The organism is Achromobacter sp. ACM02 (assembly GCF_014851605.1).
Lineage (GTDB): Bacteria > Pseudomonadota > Gammaproteobacteria > Burkholderiales > Burkholderiaceae_B > Achromobacter > Achromobacter aegrifaciens.
The window spans coordinates 1-23,277 of sequence record NZ_JACUZY010000011.1 but is presented as its reverse complement, the minus strand read 5'-3'; the positions used below and the strand labels follow the sequence as shown (position 1 = coordinate 23,277).

Sequence of the window (23,277 nt, the reverse complement as noted above, 5' to 3'; positions counted from 1 at the left end):
GTCCCCGGCGCCCTAGACCGGCGCCGGCCGCTCCGCCTGGAACAGCCGCAAGCGGTCCGCGGCGTTGCGCAGGTGCTGGTCGGCGGCGCGTCCGGCGGCGTCCGGATCGCCTGCGTCGATGGCCGCGAAGATCGCCTGATGCTCGCTCTGCACCGCGGCCATGCGTTCGGTGTACATGCGCGCCGTATTGTTGCGCGCGCTGCGGATGACCCGGCGCACATTGGCTTCCAGGTAATCGTTCAGGGCTACCAGGTGCGGATTATGGGTCGCCTGCACGATGGCATGGTGGAACTGGTAGTCCTCTTCGTCGCCCAGCTTGTCGTTGAGCAGCGCGTATTCCATGCCCACCAGCGCCTGGCGCATCTTCTTCAGATCCGCGTCGGTGCGGCGCTGCGCAGCGTAGCGCGCGGCGGTGACTTCGATGGACAGCATCAGCTCCAGGATATGTTCCAGTTCCTGGTTGTCGCCCGGCGTGGGCGCGGCGATGCGGAACGCGTTCTTCTGGAAGTTCGGATCGACGAACACTCCGCTGCCTTGCTGCGACGTGATCAGGCCTTCGGACTTCAGGCGCGCCAGCGCTTCGCGCACGACGGCGCGGCTGACCGAATAGGTTTCCGTCAGCTGCTTTTCCGTGGGCAGGCGATCGCCGGGTGCGAGCGTCCCCTGGCGGATCTGCTCCGCCAACGCGTCGCCCAGCGCCGCCGAAAGCGAACTCTTGGGCGCGGCGCGCGGCGGATCCTGTTCTTGGTTGGGCTGCATGGTCGAATGGTGGAAACTTGCGGGCGGCGCGCAGACGCGCCGCCTCTTGTTTATGGGAATGCCTGGCGGACCGGACGCGGCATGGACAGGCGCGCCATCCTGGGACTTTACGCGATATAGATGCCGCCGTTGACCTGCATGACCTCGCCGGTGACGAAACCGGCCAGCGGCGAGCACAGGAACGCGATGGAGCCGGCGATTTCCTCCGCCGTGCCGTAGCGGCGCAGCGGCGTGCTTTCCAGCAGCTGCGCGCCCTTCTGTCCGATCAGGTCCTGCGTCATGGAAGTGGCGATGATGCCCGGCGCGACCGCGTTCACGCGGATCTGCGGCGCCAGCTCCAGCGCCAGGCTGCGCGTGAAGCTCTGCACCGCGCCCTTGGAAGCCGAATAGGCCGCGTGCGCATAGCTGCCGCGCTGGGCCGCCAGCGAGGTCAGCAACACGATGGAGCCGTCGTGGCGCAAATGGCGCTGGGCGGCGCGGCATACATAGAAGGTGCCGTCCAGGTTCACGCGCATCAGCGTGCGCCAGGCCTCGTCGCTGGTGTCCTTGACCAGTTGCTCCGGATAGATGCCGGCGCAATGCACCAGGTGGTCCAGCCCGCCGAAATGCTTGGCCGCCGCCTCGAACACGCGTTCGCAGTCGGCCGACGCCGACACGTCCAGCGCCCGCGTGTAGACGCGCTGTCCGCTGGGGTCCAGCTCGGCCGCGACCTCTTCCAGGCGCGCATTATCGATGTCGGTCAGCACCAGCCGCGCGCCATGCGCCGCCATCAGCCGCGCCGTCGCCAGGCCGATGCCATTGCCCGCGCCGGTGATGGCGGCAACCTTTCCTTCGAACGAAATCATTCTGTCTCCTGTAGCACGCTCATACGCGGGCTGAACGCCTTTCCGGCGGTCCCTGGAATTCCGATTGGACTCCCGAAACCGCCGCTTGACACGGGAAAAACGCTTGCCCTATGATTTATCGGACAACTTAATAAAGTTGCCTGACAACTTATTCCGAAAGCGTAAAGCAACTGGCGCTTTCAGGCAAGAGAGTCGGGAACGACACGGCGGCAAGCCGCTACCCAGGCAGGGGACAAACAGGTGGAAATCACCGGCAGCACTACCGTTTTCGCGATCGCGGCGGACCCGATCGCGCACGTCAAGACGCCCCAGCGGCTCAACGCCCTGTTGCGCGAGCGCGGCGTGGACGCGGTCATGGTCCCGTTCCATGTGGCCCCCGACGCCCTGCCCGGCCTGTTCGCCGGCATCCGCGGGCTGGCCAATCTGGGCGGCATCGTGGTGACGGTGCCCCACAAGGAAAATGCCGCCGCCCTGTGCGACGCGCTGACGCCCTCGGCCCAGCTAAGCGGCGCGGTCAACGCGGTGCGCCTGCGCGACGGCGTGCTCACCGGCGGCAACTTCGACGGGCTGGGTTTCGTCGCCGGCTTGCGCAGCCAGGGCCATGATCCGGCCGGCCGCCACGTCTACCTGGCCGGCCTGGGCGGCGCGGGCAAGGCCATCGCCTGTGCCGTGGCCGACGCCGGTCCCGCCAGCCTGCGCCTGTACAACCGCAGCGCCGACAAGGCGCTCTCCTTCGCCGCTCATCTGAGCCGCCAATATCCCGGCCTGGCCATCAGCGTGGCCAGCGCCGCGCCCCAGGCTTGCGACATCGCCATCAACGCGACCTCGCTGGGCCTGAACGACACCGATCCCCTGCCCTTCCAGCTGGACGCGCTTGCCGCCGGCACCGTCGTAGCCGACGCCGTCATGAGCCGCGTCGACACGCCCCTGCTGCGCGCCGCCGCCGCGCGCGGCTGCCGCACGCATCCGGGCCTGTACATGCTGGAAGGGCAGATTGCCGAAATTGCCCGCTTCCTGGGCATAGAAGAGCCGCGCAAGCCCGCCCGCGCGCTTGCCTGATCAACAGATTCACCACACTCCCGTCCCACGGAGGAGACACGCATGAAATTGGCTTTCACCACTGGCCTGCTGTGCCTGGCCGGCATCGCCGCATCGGCCCAGGCCGCGCCCGTCAAGATCGGCCTGATCGAGACGCTGTCCGGCCCGCAGGCCTCGACCGGCCTGATGTTCCGCGCCGCGGTCAAGTATGAGCTGGACCGCATCAACGCCGCCGGCGGCTGGAACGGCCAGCCGCTGGAACTGGTCGAGTTCGACAACCAGGGCGGCCCGGTGGGCGCGTCCGACCGCTTCCGCGCAGCCGCGGCCGAAGGCGTGCAGATCCTGGTGCAAGGGTCCTCGTCGGCCATTTCGGGCCAGCTGACCGAAGACGTGCGCAAGCACAACCTGCGCAACCCGGGCAAGGAAGTCGTGTTCCTGAACGTGGGCGGCGAGGCGCTGGAACTGACCGGCCAGAAGTGCCACTTCTACCACTTCCGCTTCACCACCAACGCCGACCTGCGCGTGAAGGCGCTGGCCTCGGTCATGTCGGCCGACGGCACGCTGGGCAAGCGCGTGTACGCCATCAACCAGAACTACTCCTGGGGCCAGGACATGGAAGGCGCCACCGAGCGCTTTGCCAAGCAGTATGGCTATGAAGTGGTCGGCAAGACGCTGCACGAAGTCAACAAGATCCAGGACTTCGCCCCCTACGTGGCGCGCATCCGCTCGGCCACGCCCGACACCGTGATCACGGGCAACTGGTCCAACGACCTGCTGCTCTTGATGAAGGCCACGCAGGCCGCCGGCCTGAAGGTCCGTTTCGCCACGGTGTTCCTGGACCAGGTGGGCAACCTGGCAAATGCCGGCGAAGTCGCGCTGGGCCACTACATCGCCCATCCGTACAACATCGAGGCCGCGGGCGAGGAAGGCGCCAAGTTCGCCGAGGACTACAAGGCCAAGACCGGCCACTACCCCAGCTACACCGAACCGCAGACCGTAATCGGCATCCGCTTCCTGGGCGAGGCGCTCAAGCAGGTGAAGCCGCAGGACGGCAAGCTGTCCGTGCCGCAACTGGCCGGCGCGCTGGAGAAGGTCACCTACACCTCGTCGCTGGGCACCTACACGATGCGCGCGGAAGACCACCAGGTGCAGTTGCCGATGGTGGTGTCCAAGGTCGGCAAGAACGCCAAGTACAAGGCCGACGGCACCGACATGGGCTTCGAGCCGGTCAAGGTGCTGGCCGCGGCCGACGTGTCGGCGCCGCCGCAAGCCACTTGCAAGATGCAGCGGCCGAACTGATGGGTTGCAAGCGCGTCCGTCGCCAGCTTGCGCATGGCGCCACGGACGCGCTTGCCCATCCATTCGTCGCAGATCAATAAGCGCACCCCCGGCGCGGGCCGGAAAAACCCTGGTGCGCATCGCTCGCAAGACGTCCGTCGTCTTAGCGCAAGAATCCTGGAGCGGACATGGAATACTTTACCGTCTCACTGTTGAACGGCGTGATTTACGGCCTGCTGCTATTCATGGTGTCGGCAGGCCTGACACTGATTTTTGGAATGATGGGCGTGCTCAACTTCGCGCACGCCTCGTTCTACATGATAGGCGCGTATGCCGCCTACACCCTGACGCCCGTCACCGGCTTCTGGACCGCGCTGGTCCTGGCCACCATCATCGCCGGCCTGCTGGGCATGGGCGTGGAGCGCTACTTCCTGCGCCGCGTCCACAAGTTCGGCCATGCGCAGGAACTGCTGGTGACCTTCGGCCTGGCCTTCATCGTGGCGGAGCTGATCAAGCTGTTCTACGGCGACTTTCCGGTCGACTACCGCGTGCCGCAGTTCCTCAACTTCGCGGCCTTCCGCGTGTTCGACGCGGACTACCCCTTCTACCGCCTGCTGATGGGCGGCGTGTCGCTGGCGATGTTCGCCGTGATCTATCTGCTGCTGTCGCGCACCCGCGTCGGCATCGTGGTGCGCTCGGCCATCTACCGCCCGCGCATGGCCGAAGCGCTGGGCCATAACGTGCCGCTGGTGTTCATGAGCGTGTTCGGCGTGGGCGCGGCCATGGCCGGCCTGGCCGGCGCGGTCGCGGGCGCTTTCTACACCACCAATCCGAACATGGCGCTGGAACTGGGCGTGCTGGTGTTCGTGGTGGTCGTGGTGGGTGGCCTGGGCTCGCTCGAAGGCGCGATGATCGCCTCGCTGCTGATCGGTCTGATCAGCTCGTTCTCGGTCGGCATCGACGCCAGCCTGGCGACCCTGTTCGGCCTGTTCGGCGCCGGTGAATGGGCCGAAAGCGTGGGCGGCCTGATGACCGTGAAGATTTCCAGCCTGGCGGCCACCCTCCCCTTCCTGCTGATGCTGGTGGTGCTGCTGGTCAAGCCTTCGGGCCTGAAGGGAGAACAGGCATGAGCCAGACCCGCCGTACTTCCGTCCTCCTGCTCCTCGTCCTGTGCGTGGCCGCGCTCTGCGCGCTGCCCTGGCTGCTGCCCCCGGGCCAGCTGGTGGCGGCCGTGCAGATGCTGATCGCCGCGCTGTTCGCCTGCGCCTTCAACCTGCTGGCCGGCCAGGGCGGCATGCTGTCCTTCGGCCACGCCGCCTACTTCGGCGTGGGCACCTTCGCCACCATCCATGCCATGAACGCGCTGGGCGGCGCGGGCCTCTTGCCCACGCCGCTGATGCCGCTGGCAGGCGGCGTGGCCGGCCTGCTGTTCGGCCTGGTCGCGGGCTGGTTCGCCACCATGCGCGCCGGCGTCTATTTCGCCATGATCACGCTGGCGCTGGCCGAGCTGCTGCATGCGCTGGCGCCGCACCTCAAGGGCGTGTTCGGCGGCGAGGCGGGCGTGTCCGCCATGCGCATGCCGGCCTGGGGCTTCACCTTCGGTTCCGACATCGAGGTCTATTTCCTGGTGCTGGCCTGGGTGCTGGTGTCGCTGGCCGCGCTTTACGGCCTGACCCGCACGCCGCTGGGCCGGCTGACGCTGGGCCTGCGCGAAAACGCCAACCGCCTGCGCTACCTGGGCTATCGGCCGCACACGCTCAAGACCCTGGTGTTCGCGCTGTCCGCCATGTTCGCCGGCATTGCCGGCGGCCTGCAGGCGCTGAACATCGAAGCCGGCAACTACGTGCTGTTCGACGTCAAGCTGTCCACCGACGCGGTGCTGTTCGCCTACATCGGCGGCGTCAACGCCTTCCTCGGTCCGGTGCTGGGCGCGTCCATCCTGACCTTCCTGTCGCAGACGCTGGCCGACATCACGCGCTCCTGGCTGCTGTACCAAGGCATCCTGTTCGTGCTGGTGATGCTGTTCGTGCCGGACGGCCTGGTCGGCCTGGTGCAGGGCGCCGCCCGTTCGCTGCGCGAGCGCGGCCTGGGCAACTGGCTGCCGCGCGCCGCGGTCTCGGTGGCAGGCGGCCTGCTGCTGACCTGCGCCACGGTCTTCACGGTGGAGCTGCTGCAACGCATGTTCGCCCGCGACTACCGGTCGCTGCTGGCCATGAATCCCGAGGCCGGCTGGCCCGACATTCCGCTGTTCGGCCACGACTGGGCGCCGCTGGCGCTGGCGACCTGGCTGATTCCGTTGGTGTTGTTCCTGGCAGGCCTCGCTGCCTGCCGCTGGGCGCTGGCCCTGTGGCGCGACGACGAACAAGCCGCTCCCGCGCTGGAGGCTGCACAATGAGCCACGAAATCCTGACCCTGACCGACGTGCGCAAGTCCTTTGGCGACGCGCAGATCATCCGCGGCGTGAACCTGAAGGTCGAGGCCGGCGAACGCCATGCCGTCATCGGCCCGAACGGCGCCGGCAAGTCCACGCTGTTCCACCTGATGTCGGGCTCGTTCGCGCCGACCTCGGGCGACATCAGCCTGCGTGCGCGCTCCATCGGCGGCCTGCCGCCGGAGCGCATCAACCGCCTGGGGCTGGCGCGCTCGTTCCAGATCACCAACGTGTTCCCGCGTCTGTCCGTGCGCGAAAACCTGCGACTGGCGGTGCTGCGCATGCACGGCCTGGTCTACAACTTCTGGCGTCCCATCGCCCGCAACCGCGCCGTCAACGAAGACGTCGACCGCCTGCTGGAGAAAGTGCGCCTGGCCGCCAAGCAGGACACCGCCGCCGGCGACCTGAACTACTCGGAACAGCGTTCGCTGGAAATCGGCATGACGCTGGCCTCGCGCCCCAAGGTCATCCTGCTGGACGAGCCCATGGCGGGCATGTCCCAGCACGAGGTGGACTACACGGTCGAACTGATCAAGGACGTGACCCGCGACTGCACGCTGCTGATCGTGGAGCACGACATGCAGGTGGTGTTCTCGCTGGCCGACCGCATCAGCGTGCTGGTCTACGGCGAGATCCTCGCCACCGGCACGCCGGCCGACATCCGCGGCGACGCCCGCGTGCGCGAAGCCTACCTGGGAGAGGAAACGGTATGACGACGCAATCCCCCTTGCTGAGCCTGCAAGGCGTGCATGCCCACTACGGCAAGAGCCACATCCTGCACGGCATCGACCTGACCGTGGGCCGCGGCGAGGTCGTGAGCCTGCTGGGCCGCAACGGCGCCGGCCGCTCCACCACCATGAAAAGCATCATGGGCCTGGTGGACGTGACCGGCGGCAGCATCGCCATCGAAGGCCGCGACATCACCAACAAACGTCCCTTCGAGATCGCCCGCGCCGGCCTGGGCTTCGTACCGGAAGAGCGCGAGGTATTCGCCAACCTGACCGTGGACGAAAACCTGCGCATGGGCGAACAGCCCAAGCGCGACGACGCGCCCTACTGGTCGACCGAGCAAATGTTCGACTACTTCCCCCGCCTGAAGGAACGCCGCGGCACCAAGGCCGGCAACCTGTCGGGCGGCGAACAGCAGATGCTGACCATGTGCCGTTCACTGTTGGGCAACCCCAAGGTCATGCTGATCGACGAACCCACCGAAGGGCTGGCGCCGAAGATCGTGGAAGTGATCGCCGACGTGATCCGCGACATCCACAAGCGCGGCGTGTCCGTGGTGCTGGTGGAGCAGAAGCTGACCATCGCGCTGAAGGTCTCCACCCGCGTCAGCGTGATGGGCCATGGCCGCATCGTTTTCGAAGGACCGCCCGCGCAGCTGCATGAGCGCCAGGACGTGGTCCAGGAATGGCTGGCGGTCTGAGCGCCGGCATATACATCGCTAAGAGGCAAACATCTTGGACCAAACTCCGGAAGTCATCCATCCCGACCTGCGCGGCCAGAGCGTCGTCATCACCGGCGGCGCCAAGGGCATCGGCCTGGCGACGGCGCAGGCCTTCGTGCGCCAGGGCGCGCGCGTGGCGCTGCTGGACATGGACGCCACGGCGCTGGACGAAGCCGTCGCCGGCCTGACTGCCCTGGGCGGCGAGGCGCTGGCCGTGCAAGCGTCGGTCACGGACGCCGACGCGGTCGAGCAGGCTTTCGCACAGGTCGAAAAGGCCTGGAGCCGCATCGACGTGCTGGTCAACAACGCCGGCGTCTCCGCCAACAAGCCCACGCTGGAAGTCACCGTGGACGAGTGGCGCCGCGCCGTGGACATCAATCTGACCGGCGTGTTCCTGTGCGCCCAGGCCGCCGGCCGCCGCATGGTGCCCGCTGGCGCCGGCAGCATCATCAACCTGGCCTCCATGTACGGCGTGGTGGCCGCGCCCGACCGCGCCGCCTATTGCGCCACCAAGGGCGCGGTGGTGCTGCTGACCGAGACCCTGGCCGTGGAATGGGGCCCCATGGGCGTGCGCGTGAACGCGCTGGCGCCGGGCTACGTGGAAACGGACCTGGTGCGCGACCTGGCCGCGCGCGGCCGGCTCGACCCCGAACGCCTCAAGCAGCGCACACCGCTGCGCCGCCTGGCGCAACCCGCCGAAATGGCGGACCTGGCGGTGTTCCTGGCCTCGCGCCAGGCCGCCTATGTCAACGGACACACCCTGGTGGCCGACGGCGGCTGGAGCCGCTACAGCTACCTCTAATCGCAAGAACGCATACACACATCTCTGGAGATTCACTCATGGCCACCCACCAACCGCTTGAGTCCCAAGCGCCCTGGCGGCAACTGACGGTAGACGCCAAGGACTGGCAACAGGCGGACCCGGCCCTGCTGGGCACCATGCTGACCCAGCTGCACTGGATCCGCGCCTTTGAAGAAGCCGTGCTCGACCTGGCCGCCGAGGGCCTGGTGCACGGCCCCGCGCACTCGTCCGTGGGCCAGGAAGGTGGCGCGGTCGGTTCCGTGCTGGCGCTGGGCACCGGCGACCAGATCAACGGTTCGCACCGCGGCCACCACCAGTTCCTGGCCAAGGCGCTGCAGCACGTCGCCCCGCTGGGCCTGGACCCGCTCGATCCGCTCACGCCCGCCATCGATGAAGTCCTGCAGAAGACGCTGGCCGAGATCATGGGCCTGGCCCAGGGTTACTGCCGCGGCCGTGGCGGCAGCATGCACCTGCGCTGGCTCGAAGCCGGCGCGCTGGGCACCAACGCCATCGTCGGCGGCGGCGTGCCGCTGGCCGCCGGCGCGGGCTGGGCGCACAAGCATGCCGGCACCGACCGCGTCGCCGTGACCTACTTCGGCGACGGCGCGGTCAACATTGGCTCGGTGCTGGAAACCATGAACCTGACCGCGGCCTGGAAGACGCCGCTGTGCTTCTTCATCGAGAACAACCGCTACGCGGTGTCCACCACGGTCGAAGAGTCCACCGCCGAACCGCGCCTGTCGGCGCGCGGCCTGGCCTTCAACATCCCGTCGTGGAAGGTGGACGGCATGGACCCGCTGGCGGTCCACCTGGCCATGTCCGAAGCCGTGGCGCACATGCGCGCGGGCAACGGCCCCACCATCGTCGAAGTGGACGTGTACCGTTTCTTCCACCAGAACGGCCCGTTCCCCGGCAGCGCCTTCGGCTACCGCAGCAAGGACGAGGAAGCGCAATGGCGCCGCCGCGATCCGCTGGACAAGATCGCCACGGAAATGATCGCCCGCAAGCTGATCACGCAAGCCGAAGTGGATGCCCTGCGTCAGCGCTGCAAGGACGTCATGAAGGACGTTTCCGGCCGCCTGACCGAAGCCGCCGACGGCGGCAAGCGCCGCGTGCGCGCCGACCTCTGGCCCAGGCCGGATTTCCGCGACGTGGGCCTGCGCAGCGACGGCTCGGAACTGGCCGGCCTGCGCTACCAGGAAGCCGCCGACCACGCCGGCCAGTCCGCCGAGCGCAAGTTCGTGGACGCGGTGGCCGACGTGCTGGACCGCCGCATGGAAACCGACCCCGGCGTGGTGGTGCTGGGCGAAGACGTGCACCGCCTGAAGGGCGGCACCAACGGTGCCACGCGCGGCCTGAAGGACAAGTATCCCGACCGCGTACTGGGCACCCCGATCTCCGAGAACGCCTTCGCCGGCCTGGGCGGCGGCCTGGCCATGGACGGCCGCTACCGCCCTATCGTGGAATTCATGTACCCCGACTTCATGTGGGTCGCGGCCGACCAGATCTTCAACCAGATCGGCAAGGCCCGCCACATGTTCGGCGGCGACATCGACGTGCCCTTCGTGCTGCGCACCAAGGTCGCCATGGGCACGGGCTACGGCTCGCAGCACTCGATGGATCCGGCCGGCATCTTCGCCACCGCGCCCGGGTGGCGCGTGGTCGCGCCGTCCACGCCTTACGAGTACGTCGGCCTGATGAACACCGCGCTGGCCTCCAAGGACCCGGTGCTGGTGATCGAGCACGTGGACCTGTACGCCTCCTCGGGCGAGGTGCCCGCGGACGACCTGGACTATGCGATCCCGTTTGGCAAGGCTCGCGTGCGCCGCGAGGGCGGCAAGGTCACCATCCTGACCTATCTGTCCATGGTCAGCCGCGCGCTCAAGGCGGCGGAAGCCGCCGGCGTGGACGCCGAGGTCATCGACCTGCGCACGCTGGACCGCGCCAGCCTGGACTGGGACACCATCGGCGCCAGCATCATGAAGACCAACAACGTGCTGATCGTGGAGCAAGGCGCGCGCGGCACCTCCTACGGCGCCATGTTGGCCGACGAGATCCAGCGCCGCTACTTCGACTGGCTGGACCAGCCAGTCAAGCGCGTGACCGGCGGCGAAGCCTCGCCCAGCATCTCCAAGGTGCTGGAGCGCGCCGCCTTCGCGGACACCGAGGAAGTCATGGCCGGCCTGGCCGACGTGCTGGCCGACCTGGGAGAACAGGCATGAGCGCATCCCTGCACATGACCGTGCCGATGGAAGTCGGCATCTGCTGCGCCGACCTGGACGCGCTGCTGGCCTTCTATACCGGGGTCCTGGGCCTGAAGCTCGTCAACCGCGTGAGCGTGCCGGCAGACAAGGCCCAGGCCACCGGCCTCACGCGCCATGGCTACGACGTGGCGCGCCTGCAGACCAGCTACGGCGAACGCATCAAGCTGCTGCAACCCGCCGCCGCGCCCGAGGCCGCCGCGCGCGGCTCGGCCATCCTGGACCGCCAGGGCGCAACCTACCTGACCTTCATCGTGCGCGACCTGTCCGGCGTGGTGCGCGAACTGGAAGCCCGGGGCGTGGTTTTCGACAGCAAGCCCGCGCCGATGGAAGTGCGCCCCGGCACCTGGCTGGCGTTCTTCCGCGACCCGGAAGGCAATGTGCTGGAACTGGTCGAATACGACGATCCCGCCACCTATCGGCCAGACCTGGCCGGCGCCGCTGAATAGGACGAACATCGTGGCACACCTTATCAAGCTCCCCTCCGTTGCGGCCGACACCTCGGGCGGCACGCTGCACCAGTGGCTCAAGAAAGAAGGCGACACCGTCGCCGTGGGCGACGCACTGGCCGAAATCGAAACCGAGAAGGCCATTGTCGAGATCAATGCCGAGCAGGCCGGCGTGCTGGGCCGTATCGTGGTCCAGGCCGGCGCCGCCTCCGTGCCGGTGAACACCGTGATCGGCGTGCTGCTGGCGCAGGGCGAGGACGCTTCGGCCATCGACCGCGCGCTGGCAGAGGCCGGCGCGGCCGCGCAGCCCGCGGCCGCGCCAACCGCCGAACCCGCGCCTGCGGCCGCCGCCCCTGCCACTGCGGCCGCGCCGCAGGCAGCCGCTGCCGCCAGCAACGCCCCGATCCCCGGCAGCCGCTTGTTCGCCAGTCCGCTGGCGCGCCGCCTGGCCGCGCAATGGCATGTGGATCTGCTGGGCGTGACCGGCACCGGCCCGCACGGCCGCATCGTGCGCCGCGACGTGGAAGCGGCGCGAGACCGCACCCCGGCCGCGGCAGCCGTGCCGCTGGCCGGCCGCCCGGCCGCACGCCGCGTGCCGCATACCGGCATGCGCCGCGCCATCGCCCGCCGTCTCACCGAAAGCAAGCAGAACGTGCCGCACTTCTACCTGACGGTGGACTGCCGGATGGACGCGCTGTTGGCGCTGCGCGCCCAGGCCAACCAGGGCGGCGCGGTGAAGCTGTCGGTCAATGACTTCATCGTGCGCGCCGCTGCGCTGGCCCTGCGCGAAGTGCCGGAGGTCAATGCCAGCTGGCACGAGGACGCGGTCGAATACCTTGCCGGCGCCGATATCTCGGTGGCAGTGGCCACCGACGGCGGCCTGGTCACGCCCATCGTGCGCGATGCCGACGTGAAATCCTTGTCCGCCATTGCCGGCGAAATCGTCGAGCTGGCCGGCCGCGCCAAGATCAACCGGCTCAAGCCCGAGGAATTCACCGGCGGCTCGCTGACCGTCAGCAACCTGGGCATGTACGGCATCAGCCAGTTCGCCGCCATCATCAATCCGCCGCAGGCCGCCATCCTGGCGGTGGGCGCGGCCGAGAAGCGTCCGGTGGTGGACAGCGACGGCCAATTGGCCGCCGCCACCGTCATGACCGTGACCCTGTCCGCGGACCACCGCGTGGTGGACGGCGCGGTGGGCGCGCGCTGGCTGGCCGCCTTCCGCACGCTGATCGAAAACCCCGTGCGCATCCTGCTGTGAGTCCCGCCATGACCAAGACTACGTTTGATCTCGTCGTGGTGGGCGGCGGCCCCGGCGGCTATGTCGCCGCCATCCGCGCCGCCCAGCTGGGCATGTCGGTCGCGCTGGTGGAGCGCGCCGAACTCGGCGGCATCTGCCTGAACTGGGGCTGCATCCCCACCAAGGCGCTGCTGCACAGCGCCACCGTGCTGCGCGCCTGCCGCGAGGCGGCGCACTATGGCGTGGCGGGCGCGGGCGAAGCGCGTCCGGACCTGGCCGCCATGGTGGCGCGTTCACGCAAGGTGGCGGGCCGCCTGGGCCAGGGCGTGGCGCACCTGATGAAGAAGAACGGCGTGACCGTGTTCGCCGCCAGCGCCAAGCTGGCGGGCGGCGGCCGCCTGGCGCTGGACAACGGCAGCATGCTGTCGGCCAAGCACATCATCCTGGCCACGGGCGCGCGCGCCCGGGAGTTGCCGGCGCTGCCCCTGGGCGAACGCGTCTGGGCCTACCGCCAGGCGCTGGTCCCGGCCGAGATTCCGAAGTCGCTGCTGGTGGTGGGCGCAGGCGCCATCGGCGCGGAGTTCGCCAGCTTCTACCGCGCCGTGGGCGCGGAGGTCACGCTGATCGACATGACCGCGGAAATCCTGCCGCAGGAAGACGCCGAGATCTCGGCGCTGGCCCGCAAGGCTTTCGAGAAGCAGGGCATCCACGTGCTGACGCAATGCGCCGTGACCTCATCGTCGCTGACCGCGACCGGCGTGAAGGTGACGCTGGACCGGCAAGGCAAGCGCAGCGAGCTGGAAGTGGACCGTGTCATCGTCGCCGCCGGCATCGTCGGCAACGTCGAGAACCTGGGCCTGGAGCAGACCCGCGTCAAGGTGGAGAGGACCCATATCGTCACCGACGGCCTGTGCCGCACGGCCGAGCCCGGCGTCTATGCCATCGGCGACGTGGCCGGCGCGCCGTGGCTCGCCCACAAGGCCAGCCATGAAGCCGTGCTGTGCGTGGAGGCCATCGCCGGCAAGCCCGCGCATCCCATCGATCCGCTGCGCATCCCGGCCTGCACCTACTCGTATCCGCAGGTCGCCAGCATCGGCATGAGCGAAGCCCGCGCCCGCGAACACGCCGCCAAGACCGGCGGCGACATCCGCGTGGGCAAGTTCACCTTCGCCGGCAACGGCAAGGCGATCGCCATGGGCGAGGACCAGGGGCTGGTAAAGACGGTGTTCAACGCCAAGAGCGGCGAGCTGCTGGGTGCGCACATCATCCACCCGGAAGCGTCCGAGCTGATTACCGGCTACGGCGTGGCGGCCTCGCTGGAAGCCACGGAGGAAGACCTGATGCATACCGTGTTCGCACACCCGACCTTGTCGGAAACGCTGCACGAATCGGTGCTGTCGGCCTTTGGCCGCGCCTTGCACGCCTAGGCGTCATGCCAAACGCGGCGCGGGTTCAGATCCGCGCCGCGAAGAAATCCAGGAAACAGGCGATGCGCCGCGAGAGCTGCGTGTTGCGGTGATACACCGCGTGCATGGGCTGTAGATAGTCCGTGTGCACGTCTTCCATCAGCTTCACCAGCCGGCCGGCCTTGACGTCCTCGCGCACCACGAAATCGGACAGGCAGGCGATGCCCACGCCGCGCACCGCCAGTTGCCGCTGCGTCTCGCCGCTGGACGTCGCCAGCGTCGGCACCGCCAGATAGCTGGACCCGCCAGCGTGGCGCAAGGGCCAGACGTTCAGGCTTTCAGGCTGGGTGAAACCCAGCACTTCATGCGTCGCCAGGTCCTCCACCGTCTGCGGCGCGCCGCGCCGGGCCACGTAATCCGGGCTGGCCATCACCCAGCGGGGCGACGGCCGCAGCGTGCGCGCATGCAGGGTGGAATCCGTCAGCGGTCCCATGCGCAGCGCCACGTCGGTGCGATGCTCCATGAGATCCACGATGCGGTCGTTGCTGGTGAGTTCGAGCGCGATCGCCGGGTATTCCCGCCGGAACTCCGCCACCAGCGGCACCACGCAATGCAGCATGACGGGCACCGACGCGTCCACCCGCAAGCGGCCGGCCGGGCGCTGATGCACCATGCGCATGCAGTCCTCGGCTTCGTCCAGCGACGCGACGATGTGCCGGGCCTTGGGCAGGAAGTGCTTGCCCTCCTCGGTCAGCTCCATGCGCCGGGTGGTGCGGTTGATCAGGATGACACCGAGGTCTTCCTCGAGCCGCGACAGGCCGCGGCTGACGCCCGACGCCGTGTGGCCCAGCAGCTCGGCGGCGGCGCTGAGGGAGCCGGCATCCACCACACCCAGGAACAGGCGTACCGCGTCAGAGTTCAGGGACATGAGGCTGGCTCCTTGGTTTATGGGTCGATTGTATAGAGCCCACAGCACGCAGAGCCTGCAAAAAAACGCCGAAGGCCGGACGACAGCCGGCCCTCGGCGCTCAGGAGCAACCGGCGGTTACTGCGCCGGCACCACGGCAGTAACCTCAATCTCCACCTTGGCGCGGTCCTCGACCAGGTCCGCGACCTCCACGGCCGTCATCGCCGGGAAATGCCGGCCGATGTACTCGCGGTAGTGCTTGCCGATGGCCGGATACGCCGCCACGTACTCGTTCTTGTCCGTCACGTACCACGTCATCCGGACGATATGCTCAGGCTTGGCGCCGCCTTCGGCCAGAATCGCAACAATGTTCGCCAGCGTCTGGCGCACCTGCTCCGCCAGATCGTCGGTCTCGAACTGCTGCTGGCCATTCCACCCCACCTGTCCGCCCACAAATACGAGCTTGCTGCCCACCTGCATCTCGGTGAGCACGCCATTCGAATAGCCCCGGGGCGCCATCCAATCCGGCGGTTGCAGAATCTTCATAACGTCATCCTATATTTAAGAAAAGCAAACGATCCCCGCCGCTTACGCCGCGGGAACCAGATAAGCCTGCATGCGTTCCCGCAGATCCGCAGGCAGCGGCATGGACTTCATCGTCCGCAAATCCACCGTCACGATCGTCAGCGTCGCCGACAAGCGCAACTGGCCATCCGGCCCCTCGAAACGCACCAGCGCCTTGAACGACGCGCCGCCGATGCGCTGTACTTCCAGCACCTGGCGCAAACGCTCGTGCCAGCGGCTGGGCGCGCTGAAATCGCACTGCACCGACGCCATCGGCGTGCCGATGTGCCGCTCCACGTGCAGCGCATGAAACGGCAACCCCATGCCCTTGTCGAACCACTCCTCGACAAAGTCGTTGATCATCTCGAAATAGCGAGGGTAGAAAACAATGCCCGCCGGATCGCAATGACGGAAGCGGACTTCGACCTGGCTGATGAAAGGGGCTGCCATGGAATTTCCTTGTTGCCGGTTCAGGCCATCTTGCGCAGCGCAAAGCGCTGCAGCTTGCCGGTTTCGGTGCGCGGCAGCGCATCGACAAACTCGATGGCACGGGGATACTTGTAAGGCGCGATATTGGCCTTCACGAACTGCTGCAGCGCCGCGACCAGCTCGCTGCCGGCCTCATAGCCCGGCTTGAGCACCACGAAAGCCTTGACCACCTGGCCGCGCTCGTCGTCCGCCGCGCCCACCACGCCGCACTCCGCCACGGCTTCGTGGCGCAGCAACGCGTCCTCGACCTCGGGGCCGGCAATGTTGTAGCCCGCCGAAACAATCATGTCGTCGTTGCGCGCCTGATAGAAGAAGTAGCCGTCGTCATCCTGCAGGAACGTATCGCCCGGCAGGTTCCAGCCGTTCTGCACGAAGCGCCGCTGGCGTTCGTCCGCCAGATAGCGGCAGCCGGTCGGCCCCTTGATCGCCAGCCGGCCCACCGTGCCGTTGGGCACGGGATTCATGTCGTCATCGACGATCTGCGCCACATAGCCCGGCACCACCCGACCGATGGCGCCGGCCTTGACCGACTCCGGCGGGCTCGACACGAACACGTGGATCATTTCCGTGCCGCCGATACCGTCGATCATCTCGATGCCGCTGGCCTTTTTCCAGAGCTGGCGCGTCGCGTCCGGCAGCGCCTCGCCCGCCGACACGCTCTTCTTCAGCGACGACAGGTCGAACTTGCCCACCAGCGCCGCCATCTGGCGGTAGAACGTGGGCGCCGTGAACACGATGGTGGCGCGGAAATCCTGGATCAGCTGCAGCAGGCTTTCCGGCGACAGCTTCTCGGCCAGCACCGTGCTCGCGCCCACGCGCAGCGGGAAGCACAACAGGCCGCCCAGGCCGAAGGTGAAGGCCAGCGGCGGCGTGCCGCAGAAGATGTCATCCGGACCCGGCTTGATGACGTGCTTGGGGAACAGGTCGCACATCGCCAGCACATCGCGGTGGAAGTGCATGCAGCCCTTGGGCGCGCCCGTGGTGCCGCTGGTGAAGGCGATCAGGCACACGTCGTCCGCCGCCGTATCGCAGGCCTTGAAATCGTCCGGCTTGGCCGCCGCCAACGCATCCAGCGCATCGGGCGCCTTGTCGTTGAAGTACATGACCTTCGTCAGGCCGGGGCAATGATGCTCATGGCTGGGCTGGGTGCAGAACTCCGCCTCGTCCTTCAGGCGGGCATCGCACAACACGGCCTGGATCTGCGCCTTGTCGATGATCTGCTTGAGTTCCTTGGCGCGCAACAGCGGCATCGTCGGCACCGTCACCAGACCGGCCTTGATCGCTGCCAGCCACGAGGCGGCCATCATGGGATTGTTCGGCCCGCGCAGCAGCAGGCGGTTGCCCGGCACCAGCCCCATGTCTTCGGCCAGCACCCGGGCGATGCGATTGGTCAGCGCGGCCAGCTCGCGGTAAGTCATCGTGGCCTGCTTGCCGTCCTGGCTCCAGCGCAGCGCGACGCGCTCGCCATGGCCGCGCTCGACCATGGCGTCCACCAGTTCGACCGCGCAATTGAAGCGTTTCGGATAGGCCACGTCGGGGCCGTCGAGCAGGAACTCTGGCCATTGTTCGCCCGGGGGCAGATTGTCCCGGGCGAAAGTGTCGATGTGGGCGGATGCTTCCATGGAATTCCCCTTGCTATTGCGGTGTAGTTGCTGTGCCGGGACGACGGAGCTCGATGGCTGCCTTACGCCTTCAGCAGTTCACGGGCAATGATCAACTTCTGCACTTCTGTCGCGCCTTCGTAGATCCGCAGCGCTCTTATTTCCCTGTAAAGCTTCTCCACCGGCATCCCCGACACCACGCCCGCGCCGCCGAACATCTGCAGTGCGCGGTCGATCACGGTCTGCGCCGATTCCGTGGCCGTCATCTTGGCCATGGCCGCTTCGCGCGTGGTGCGCTGCTTCAGCACGTCGCGCATCCAGGCCGCGCGGTAGGTCAGGAGCGCAGACGCGTCGATGGCGGTCGCCATGTCGCCCAGCGCGGCCTGCGTCAGTTGCAGGTCCGACAGCGTCTGGCCGAACATGCGGCGCGACTTGGAACGCGCCAGCCCTTCGTCCAGCGCGCGGCGCGCAAAACCCAGCGCGGCAGCCGCCACCGAGGCGCGGAAGATGTCCAGCGTCATCATGGCCAGCTTGAAGCCCTGGCCCGCGTCGCCCAGCCGGTGCGATGCTGGAATGCGGCAGTTGTCGAACGTGATGGTCGCCAGCGGGTGCGGCGCGATCAGGTCGATGCGTTCGCTGACCTCGAAGCCCGGCGTGTCGGCATCCACCACGAAGGCGCTGATGCCGCGCGCGCCGGGGGCTTCGCCGGTGCGCGCGAACACGCAATAGAAATCCGCGATGCCGCCGTTGGAAATCCAGGTCTTGGCGCCATTCAGCACGTAGTGGTCGCCTTCCAGCCTGGCTTCGCAGGCCAGCGCGGCCACGTCGGAGCCGGCGTCGGGTTCCGACAGCGCGAAGGCCGCGATGGCCTCGCCGCGGGCCACGCGCGGCAGATAGCGTTGGCGCAGTTCGTCCGAGCCCATCAGCGAAATCGCGCCGCTGCCCAGCCCCTGCATGGCGAAGGCGAAATCGGCCAGCCCTTCGTGGCGCGCCAGGGTTTCGCGCAGAATGCACACGGCGCGGGAATCCACTTCCGGCAGCGCGCCGCCCCAGGCGCCGCCAGGGCCGCCCGCGACCGCGTAGCGCAGCCAGCCGGCCTCGCCCATGGCGCGCACCAGCTTCTTGCAGGCGCCGTCGGCGTCATGGTGATCCACGTCCCCCAGGGACGCTTCGCACCAGGCGTCGACCTCGTGCGCCAGCTTGCGGTGCGCATCGTCGAAAAAAGGCCAATCCAGCCAGCTTGCGTCGCGCATGCTCAGTCCCCTTGAAACACCGGTTTTTGCTTGGCCACGAAGGCCTCGTAGGCGCGGCGGAAGTCGCGCGTCTGCATGCAGATGGCCTGGGCCTCGGCTTCGGCCTCGATGGCCTCGTCCACGCCCATGTTCCATTCCTGGTGCAGCAGCTTCTTGGTCACGCCGTGGGCGAAGGTCGGGCCCGCGGCCAGCTGCGCGGCCAGCGTCTGCGCGGCATCGGCCAGCGCGCCGGGTTCATGCAGGGCATTGAAAAAGCCCCAGCTGGCGCCTTCTTCCGCCGTCATGGCGCGGCCCGTGTAGAGCAGTTCGGACGCGCGGCCCTGGCCGATCATGCGCGGCAACAAGGTGCAGGCGCCCATGTCGGCGCCGGCCAGGCCGACGCGCGTGAACAGGAAGGCGGTGCGCGCGGCGGGCGTGCCCAGGCGCATGTCCGAGGCCAGGGCCACCATCGCTCCCGCGCCGGCGCAGATGCCGTCGACCGCCGCCACGATGGGCTGCGGGCAAGCGCGCATGGCCTTGACCAGATCGCCCGTCATGCGGGTGAAGTCCAGCAGCTCGGGCATGCTCATCTTGGTCAGCGGACCGATGATCTCGTGCACGTCGCCGCCCGAGCAAAAGTTGCCGCCCGCGCCCGTCACCACCACGACCTTGATGTCGGTGGCGTACACCAGCGCGCGGAACAGATCGCGCAGCTCGGCGTAGGAGTCGAACGTCAGCGGGTTCTTGCGCTCGGGGCGATTCAGCGTCACCGTGCCGATCTTGCCGTCGGCCGACACCTGCCACAGGAACGTCTTGGCCTGGTAGCCGGCAAACGGACGCTTGTGGTGTTTCATGGTGTGCTCTTCGGGCTGGGTGCTCATGGTGTCTCCGTTCGTGAATTGGGGTGGATGGGGCGCCGGCTTCAGCCGGTCATCACTTCGCCGCCGTCGACGGCGATGGCCTGGCCATTGACCGAGGCCGAGGCCGGCAGGGCCAGCCAGGCGACCGTCTCGGCCACTTCCTCGGGCTGCACCAGGCGGCCCTGGGGGTTGCGCTCGGCCAGCTTGGCGCGCGCGGCGTCCGGCGTCATGCCGGTCTTCTCGACGATGTTCGACACCGCGCCGCGCACGATGTCGGTTTCGGTGTAGCCGGGGCACACGGCGTTGACCGTGACGCCCTTTTGCGCGGTTTCCAGCGCCAGCGAGCGGGTCAGGCCGATCACGCCGTGCTTGGCCGCGCAATAGGCGCTGACATAGCCGTAGCCGATCAGGCCGGCCGTGCTGGCCACGTTGATTACCCGGCCCCATTTTTCCTGCAGCATGCCGGGCAACGCGGCCTGGATGCAGTGGAAGGTCCCGGTCAGGTTGACGTCCAGCATGGACTGCCACAGCGCCGCGTCCGTACGGTCAAATCGCTGGCTGACGGCCTGGCCGGCGTTGTTCACCAGCACCAGCACGGGGCCGAACTCGGCCTCGGCCTGGGCGAAGGCCGCCCGCACCGAGGCTTCGTTGGCGATGTCGGCGCTGACGGCCTGCACCTGACCCAGGCTGGCCAGGCTGTCGGCCGCGGCGTCCAGGGCCGCACCATCGCGGCCCAGCAGCGTGACGCGCGCGCCGCGCTGCAAGAGCGCCCGGGCGCAGGCCAGCCCGATGCCGCGGGCGCCGCCCGTCACCAGGGCGTGGCGTCCGGCCAGCGGGAGCGGAGTTGCGTTCATTTGATATCCAGTTGCGCCATCGCCGCGGCGCGTTCGAAGTTGGTTTCCAGTTGGCGCTTGCCTGCGAAGTACTGGCTCGGCCATGAAACATCACGGTAGCCCACTCGCGCCGCTTCGCGTAGCGTCCAGGAGGCGTCAGCCAAATGGGGACGCGCCAGCGCGCAAAGGTCGGCGCGACCCGAGGCGATGATGCCGTTGGCGTGGTCGGCCTCGAAGATGGCGCCCACCGCGATCGTCGGAATGCCGGCCTCGTTGCGCACGCGGTCCGCGAACGGGGTCTGGAACATGCGGCCGTAGACCGGCTTTTCTTCCTTGCTGACCTGGCCGGACGAGCAGTCGATCATGTCGGCGCCGGCTGCCTTGAAGTGGCGCGCGATCTCCACCGCGTCATCGGCCGTGATGCCGCCTTCCACCCAGTCGCTGGCGGAGATCCGCACCGACATGGGCTTGTTCTCGGGCCATACCGCGCGCACGGCATGGAACACCTCCAGCGGGAAGCGCAGGCGGTTCTCCAGGCTGCCGCCGTATTCGTCGCTGCGGTGGTTCGTGAGCGGCGAGATGAAGCTGGACAGCAGGTAGCCGTGCGCGCAGTGCAGCTCCAGCCAATCGAAGCCAGCCTGCTCGGCGCGGCGGGCGGCGGCCACGAAGTTGTCGCGCACATCGTCCATGTCGGCGCGCGTCATGGCGCGCGGCGTCTGCGACACGCCTTCGATGTAAGGCAGGGCCGACGCCGACAAGAGCGGCCAGTTGCCTTCGGCCAGCGGATGATCGATCTTCTGCCAGCCCAGCTGCGTGGAACCCTTGCGGCCGGCGTGGCCCAGCTGCAGGCCGATGCGGGCATCGCTATTGCCATGCACGAAGCCGACGATACGGGCGAACGCGTCGCGCTGCTCGTCGTTCCAGAGGCCCGGGCAGCCCGGGGTGATGCGGCCGTCCGGCGACACGCAGGTCATCTCGACCATGACGAGGCCCGCGCCGCCCATGGCGCGCGCGCCCAGGTGCACCAGGTGGAAATCGCCCGGCACGCCATCGGTGCACGAATACATGGCCATCGGCGACACCAGGATGCGGTTCTTCAGCCGCACGCCGCGCGCCTGATAGGGCGTCAGCATCGGGATCGCAGGCCGCTGGCCCGGCGCGGCGGCAGCGCCGGCGCGTTCCGCGATCCAGCGCTCGAAGCCTTCCAGCCAGGCCGGATCGCGCAGGCGCAGGTTTTCATGCGAAATCCGCTGCGAGCGGGTCAGGAGCGAATAGGCGAACTGCTCAGGCTCCAGGTCGGCATAGCGCTCGACGTTCTCGAACCATTCGGTCGAGTTGCGGGCGGCGTTCTGGATCTTCAGCACTTCGACGCTGCGCACTTCCTCGTAGTGCTTCAGGCCGGCTTCCACGCTGCCTTCCGCGCCGCTCAGGCAGCGCGCCAGCTCGATCGCGTCTTCCAGGGCCAGCTTGGTGCCGGAGCCGATCGAGAAGTGCGCGGTGTGGGCGGCGTCGCCCATCAGCACCACCGGCACGCGGCGCTCGCCGCGGGCGGTGTCAAGCTTGTTCCAGTGCACCCAGGTATTGCAGATGACGCGCGGGAAGCGGATCCAGATGGCCGAGCCGCGCAGGTGCGTAGCGTTGCTGATCAGCGGATTGCCATCCAGCCAGGGCGCGAACAGCTTTTCGCAGTAGGCGATGCCCTCTTCCTGGCTCATCTGCTCGATGCCGGCGGCCTGCCAGGTTTCCTCGGGCGTCTCCACAATGAACGTGGACATGCCGTCTTCGTAGCGGTAGGCGTGCGCCTGGAACCAGCCGTGCTCGGTCTGGACGAAGGCGAAAGTGAAGGCATCGAACACCTTCTTGGTGCCCAGCCACACGAAGCGGCAGCGGCGCTGGTCGATGTCCGGATGGAAAGTGTCGGCGTAGCGGGTACGGACCTGGCTGTTGATGCCGTCCGAGGCGATGACCAGGTCGGCGTCGTATTCGCGGGCGATGGCCTGGTCGTCCTGGATGAACTGTTCGAACACCAGCTTCACGCCCACGTCCTCGCAGCGCGCCTGCAGGATGTTCAGCAGCTTCTTGCGGCCGATGCCGATGAAGCCGTGGCCGCCGCTGCGGATGCTGCGGCCCTTGAAGTTGATGTCGATGTCGTCCCAGTGGTTGAAGGCGTCGCCGATGGTCTGGGCGGAAACGGGGTCGGCTTCACGCAGGTTCTGCATGGTGGCGTCGGAGAACACCACCCCCCAGCCGAAGGTGTCGTAAGGGCGGTTGCGCTCGATCACGGTGACTTCGTTGGCGGGGTCTTGCAGCTTCATGAGCAGACCGAAATACAGGCCGGCGGGGCCCCCGCCGATGCAGACTATTTTCATTGCCGTAGCGCTCCGTGGTAAGCGACATCCGCTCTGAATTCCTGGAGCTGGCGGCCGCAGATATTTAAACCTGGATAGTTTAGGCTTGAAATATATACCTGAAGGTCCCGAGGCGCAAATGGGGAAAGTATCTAGATACTTTGGACCTAAATAGGGACGCGCTTGCCGCCCCACCACCACCACCCCGCCCCACCGCATTCGCGCCAGCGAACACAATAGCAATGAAAGCAATCACGTATGTCATTGTTGGCCGCCTGCGCGGCCGACAATGACGGGCAACACAAGCCCCGCCCCCGACCACGGACGCAGCAGCGCCACAAACCAAGACTCAAGCAGCCCGTCGGCGCCGGCGCGTGGGAGGCGAGCAACCTCGATGCGCCCGAGGGAATCTGAAGGGAAGGCCGAAGGCCTGGACGAAGATGACGAAGGGGCAGTCCGGAGCGAAGGCTCCGGACCGCAATCG

Annotated in this window: 21 protein-coding genes; 11 read left to right on the top strand and 10 right to left on the bottom strand. The window is 67.8% G+C overall.

The window, feature by feature from the left end; translation table 11 throughout:
* Positions 1 to 12 precede the first annotated feature (12 nt).
* Positions 13 to 759 (bottom strand): FadR/GntR family transcriptional regulator, encoded by a 747-nt coding sequence (locus tag IB258_RS27210; protein WP_054458942.1) that lies wholly within the window; start codon positions 757 to 759, stop codon positions 13 to 15.
* Between the two features lie 107 nt (positions 760 to 866).
* On the bottom strand, positions 867 to 1,604 hold the full coding sequence (locus IB258_RS27205; protein ID WP_013396517.1) for an SDR family NAD(P)-dependent oxidoreductase: 738 nt from the start codon (positions 1,602 to 1,604) through the stop codon (positions 867 to 869).
* A gap of 240 nt (positions 1,605 to 1,844) precedes the next feature.
* On the opposite strand from IB258_RS27205, the gene IB258_RS27200 reads away from it, so the two are divergent.
* The 11 genes from IB258_RS27200 to lpdA all read left to right on the top strand — a co-directional run bounded on the left by IB258_RS27200 (position 1,845) and on the right by lpdA (position 13,980).
* Complete coding sequence (locus IB258_RS27200) at positions 1,845 to 2,663, top strand: shikimate dehydrogenase (RefSeq protein WP_119450286.1); 819 nt, start codon at positions 1,845 to 1,847, stop codon at positions 2,661 to 2,663.
* A 42-nt stretch (positions 2,664 to 2,705) separates the two neighbouring features.
* The gene (locus IB258_RS27195) at positions 2,706 to 3,941 is read left to right on the top strand and encodes a branched-chain amino acid ABC transporter substrate-binding protein (RefSeq protein WP_054458939.1); all 1,236 of its coding nucleotides are present in this window, start codon (positions 2,706 to 2,708) and stop codon (positions 3,939 to 3,941) included.
* Positions 3,942 to 4,108: 167 nt separating this feature from the next.
* On the top strand, positions 4,109 to 5,050 hold the full coding sequence (locus IB258_RS27190) for a branched-chain amino acid ABC transporter permease (protein WP_054458937.1): 942 nt from the start codon (positions 4,109 to 4,111) through the stop codon (positions 5,048 to 5,050).
* Complete coding sequence (locus tag IB258_RS27185) at positions 5,047 to 6,315, top strand: branched-chain amino acid ABC transporter permease (RefSeq protein WP_192353457.1); 1,269 nt, start codon at positions 5,047 to 5,049, stop codon at positions 6,313 to 6,315. Before IB258_RS27190 ends, IB258_RS27185 begins: the two co-directional genes overlap by 4 nt.
* Positions 6,312 to 7,064, top strand: coding sequence for an ABC transporter ATP-binding protein (locus IB258_RS27180; RefSeq protein WP_054458933.1), 753 nt, complete (start codon positions 6,312 to 6,314; stop codon positions 7,062 to 7,064). Before IB258_RS27185 ends, IB258_RS27180 begins: the two co-directional genes overlap by 4 nt.
* On the top strand, positions 7,061 to 7,780 hold the full coding sequence (locus tag IB258_RS27175; RefSeq protein WP_054458931.1) for an ABC transporter ATP-binding protein: 720 nt from the start codon (positions 7,061 to 7,063) through the stop codon (positions 7,778 to 7,780). The genes IB258_RS27180 and IB258_RS27175 overlap by 4 nt, the downstream gene beginning before the upstream one ends.
* Positions 7,781 to 7,814: 34 nt before the next feature.
* Positions 7,815 to 8,603 carry an SDR family NAD(P)-dependent oxidoreductase gene (locus IB258_RS27170; RefSeq protein WP_054458930.1) on the top strand — a complete coding sequence of 263 codons (789 nt, stop codon included), beginning with the start codon at positions 7,815 to 7,817 and terminating at the stop codon, positions 8,601 to 8,603.
* Between the two features lie 38 nt (positions 8,604 to 8,641).
* Positions 8,642 to 10,825, top strand: coding sequence for a thiamine pyrophosphate-dependent enzyme (locus tag IB258_RS27165; protein ID WP_192353456.1), 2,184 nt, complete (start codon positions 8,642 to 8,644; stop codon positions 10,823 to 10,825).
* Positions 10,822 to 11,313, top strand: coding sequence for a VOC family protein (locus tag IB258_RS27160; protein ID WP_054458926.1), 492 nt, complete (start codon positions 10,822 to 10,824; stop codon positions 11,311 to 11,313). The genes IB258_RS27165 and IB258_RS27160 overlap by 4 nt, the downstream gene beginning before the upstream one ends.
* Before the next feature lie 10 nt (positions 11,314 to 11,323).
* The gene (locus tag IB258_RS27155) at positions 11,324 to 12,574 is read left to right on the top strand and encodes a pyruvate dehydrogenase complex dihydrolipoamide acetyltransferase (protein WP_192353455.1); all 1,251 of its coding nucleotides are present in this window, start codon (positions 11,324 to 11,326) and stop codon (positions 12,572 to 12,574) included.
* A gap of 8 nt (positions 12,575 to 12,582) precedes the next feature.
* Positions 12,583 to 13,980, top strand: coding sequence for a dihydrolipoyl dehydrogenase (gene lpdA / locus IB258_RS27150; protein ID WP_192353454.1), 1,398 nt, complete (start codon positions 12,583 to 12,585; stop codon positions 13,978 to 13,980).
* Positions 13,981 to 14,005: 25 nt separating this feature from the next.
* On the opposite strand, the gene IB258_RS27145 is transcribed toward lpdA, so the two are convergent.
* The 8 genes from IB258_RS27145 to IB258_RS27110 form a co-directional block, all read right to left on the bottom strand.
* A complete protein-coding gene (locus IB258_RS27145) occupies positions 14,006 to 14,887 on the bottom strand; it encodes a LysR family transcriptional regulator (RefSeq protein ID WP_175160912.1) in 882 nt (293 codons plus the stop codon).
* 117 nt (positions 14,888 to 15,004) lie between these two features.
* Positions 15,005 to 15,412, bottom strand: a complete 408-nt coding sequence (locus IB258_RS27140; protein WP_042796274.1) for a RidA family protein — start codon at positions 15,410 to 15,412, stop codon at positions 15,005 to 15,007.
* Positions 15,413 to 15,454: 42 nt separating this feature from the next.
* Positions 15,455 to 15,880 (bottom strand): thioesterase family protein, encoded by a 426-nt coding sequence (locus IB258_RS27135; protein ID WP_013391343.1) that lies wholly within the window; start codon positions 15,878 to 15,880, stop codon positions 15,455 to 15,457.
* A 20-nt stretch (positions 15,881 to 15,900) separates the two neighbouring features.
* Positions 15,901 to 17,541, bottom strand: coding sequence for an AMP-binding protein (locus IB258_RS27130; protein ID WP_054458919.1), 1,641 nt, complete (start codon positions 17,539 to 17,541; stop codon positions 15,901 to 15,903).
* A gap of 62 nt (positions 17,542 to 17,603) precedes the next feature.
* Positions 17,604 to 18,773, bottom strand: coding sequence for an acyl-CoA dehydrogenase family protein (locus tag IB258_RS27125; RefSeq protein WP_054458917.1), 1,170 nt, complete (start codon positions 18,771 to 18,773; stop codon positions 17,604 to 17,606).
* Between the two features lie 2 nt (positions 18,774 to 18,775).
* The gene (locus IB258_RS27120) at positions 18,776 to 19,633 is read right to left on the bottom strand and encodes an enoyl-CoA hydratase family protein (RefSeq protein ID WP_042796271.1); all 858 of its coding nucleotides are present in this window, start codon (positions 19,631 to 19,633) and stop codon (positions 18,776 to 18,778) included.
* Between the two features lie 41 nt (positions 19,634 to 19,674).
* Positions 19,675 to 20,466, bottom strand: coding sequence for an SDR family NAD(P)-dependent oxidoreductase (locus tag IB258_RS27115; RefSeq protein WP_054458915.1), 792 nt, complete (start codon positions 20,464 to 20,466; stop codon positions 19,675 to 19,677).
* Positions 20,463 to 22,814: a bifunctional salicylyl-CoA 5-hydroxylase/oxidoreductase gene (locus IB258_RS27110; protein ID WP_054458914.1), complete on the bottom strand. Its 2,352-nt coding sequence runs from the start codon at positions 22,812 to 22,814 to the stop codon at positions 20,463 to 20,465. Before IB258_RS27110 ends, IB258_RS27115 begins: the two co-directional genes overlap by 4 nt.
* Positions 22,815 to 23,277 lie beyond the last annotated feature (463 nt).

What these genes read in the sequence shown, in the direction of transcription:
- IB258_RS27210 (WP_054458942.1), bottom strand. Translation starts at nt 759, where the DNA reads ATGCAGCCCAACCAAGAACAGGATCCGCCGCGCGCCGCGCCCAAGAGT.
- IB258_RS27205 (WP_013396517.1), bottom strand. Translation starts at nt 1,604, where the DNA reads ATGATTTCGTTCGAAGGAAAGGTTGCCGCCATCACCGGCGCGGGCAAT.
- IB258_RS27195 (WP_054458939.1), top strand. Translation starts at nt 2,706, where the DNA reads ATGAAATTGGCTTTCACCACTGGCCTGCTGTGCCTGGCCGGCATCGCC.
- IB258_RS27190 (WP_054458937.1), top strand. Translation starts at nt 4,109, where the DNA reads ATGGAATACTTTACCGTCTCACTGTTGAACGGCGTGATTTACGGCCTG.
- IB258_RS27185 (WP_192353457.1), top strand. Translation starts at nt 5,047, where the DNA reads ATGAGCCAGACCCGCCGTACTTCCGTCCTCCTGCTCCTCGTCCTGTGC.
- IB258_RS27180 (WP_054458933.1), top strand. Translation starts at nt 6,312, where the DNA reads ATGAGCCACGAAATCCTGACCCTGACCGACGTGCGCAAGTCCTTTGGC.
- IB258_RS27175 (WP_054458931.1), top strand. Translation starts at nt 7,061, where the DNA reads ATGACGACGCAATCCCCCTTGCTGAGCCTGCAAGGCGTGCATGCCCAC.
- IB258_RS27165 (WP_192353456.1), top strand. Translation starts at nt 8,642, where the DNA reads ATGGCCACCCACCAACCGCTTGAGTCCCAAGCGCCCTGGCGGCAACTG.
- IB258_RS27160 (WP_054458926.1), top strand. Translation starts at nt 10,822, where the DNA reads ATGAGCGCATCCCTGCACATGACCGTGCCGATGGAAGTCGGCATCTGC.
- lpdA (WP_192353454.1), top strand. Translation starts at nt 12,583, where the DNA reads ATGACCAAGACTACGTTTGATCTCGTCGTGGTGGGCGGCGGCCCCGGC.
- IB258_RS27145 (WP_175160912.1), bottom strand. Translation starts at nt 14,887, where the DNA reads ATGTCCCTGAACTCTGACGCGGTACGCCTGTTCCTGGGTGTGGTGGAT.
- IB258_RS27140 (WP_042796274.1), bottom strand. Translation starts at nt 15,412, where the DNA reads ATGAAGATTCTGCAACCGCCGGATTGGATGGCGCCCCGGGGCTATTCG.
- IB258_RS27135 (WP_013391343.1), bottom strand. Translation starts at nt 15,880, where the DNA reads ATGGCAGCCCCTTTCATCAGCCAGGTCGAAGTCCGCTTCCGTCATTGC.
- IB258_RS27130 (WP_054458919.1), bottom strand. Translation starts at nt 17,541, where the DNA reads ATGGAAGCATCCGCCCACATCGACACTTTCGCCCGGGACAATCTGCCC.
- IB258_RS27125 (WP_054458917.1), bottom strand. Translation starts at nt 18,773, where the DNA reads ATGCGCGACGCAAGCTGGCTGGATTGGCCTTTTTTCGACGATGCGCAC.
- IB258_RS27120 (WP_042796271.1), bottom strand. Translation starts at nt 19,633, where the DNA reads ATGAGCACCCAGCCCGAAGAGCACACCATGAAACACCACAAGCGTCCG.
- IB258_RS27115 (WP_054458915.1), bottom strand. Translation starts at nt 20,466, where the DNA reads ATGAACGCAACTCCGCTCCCGCTGGCCGGACGCCACGCCCTGGTGACG.
- IB258_RS27110 (WP_054458914.1), bottom strand. Translation starts at nt 22,814, where the DNA reads ATGAAAATAGTCTGCATCGGCGGGGGCCCCGCCGGCCTGTATTTCGGT.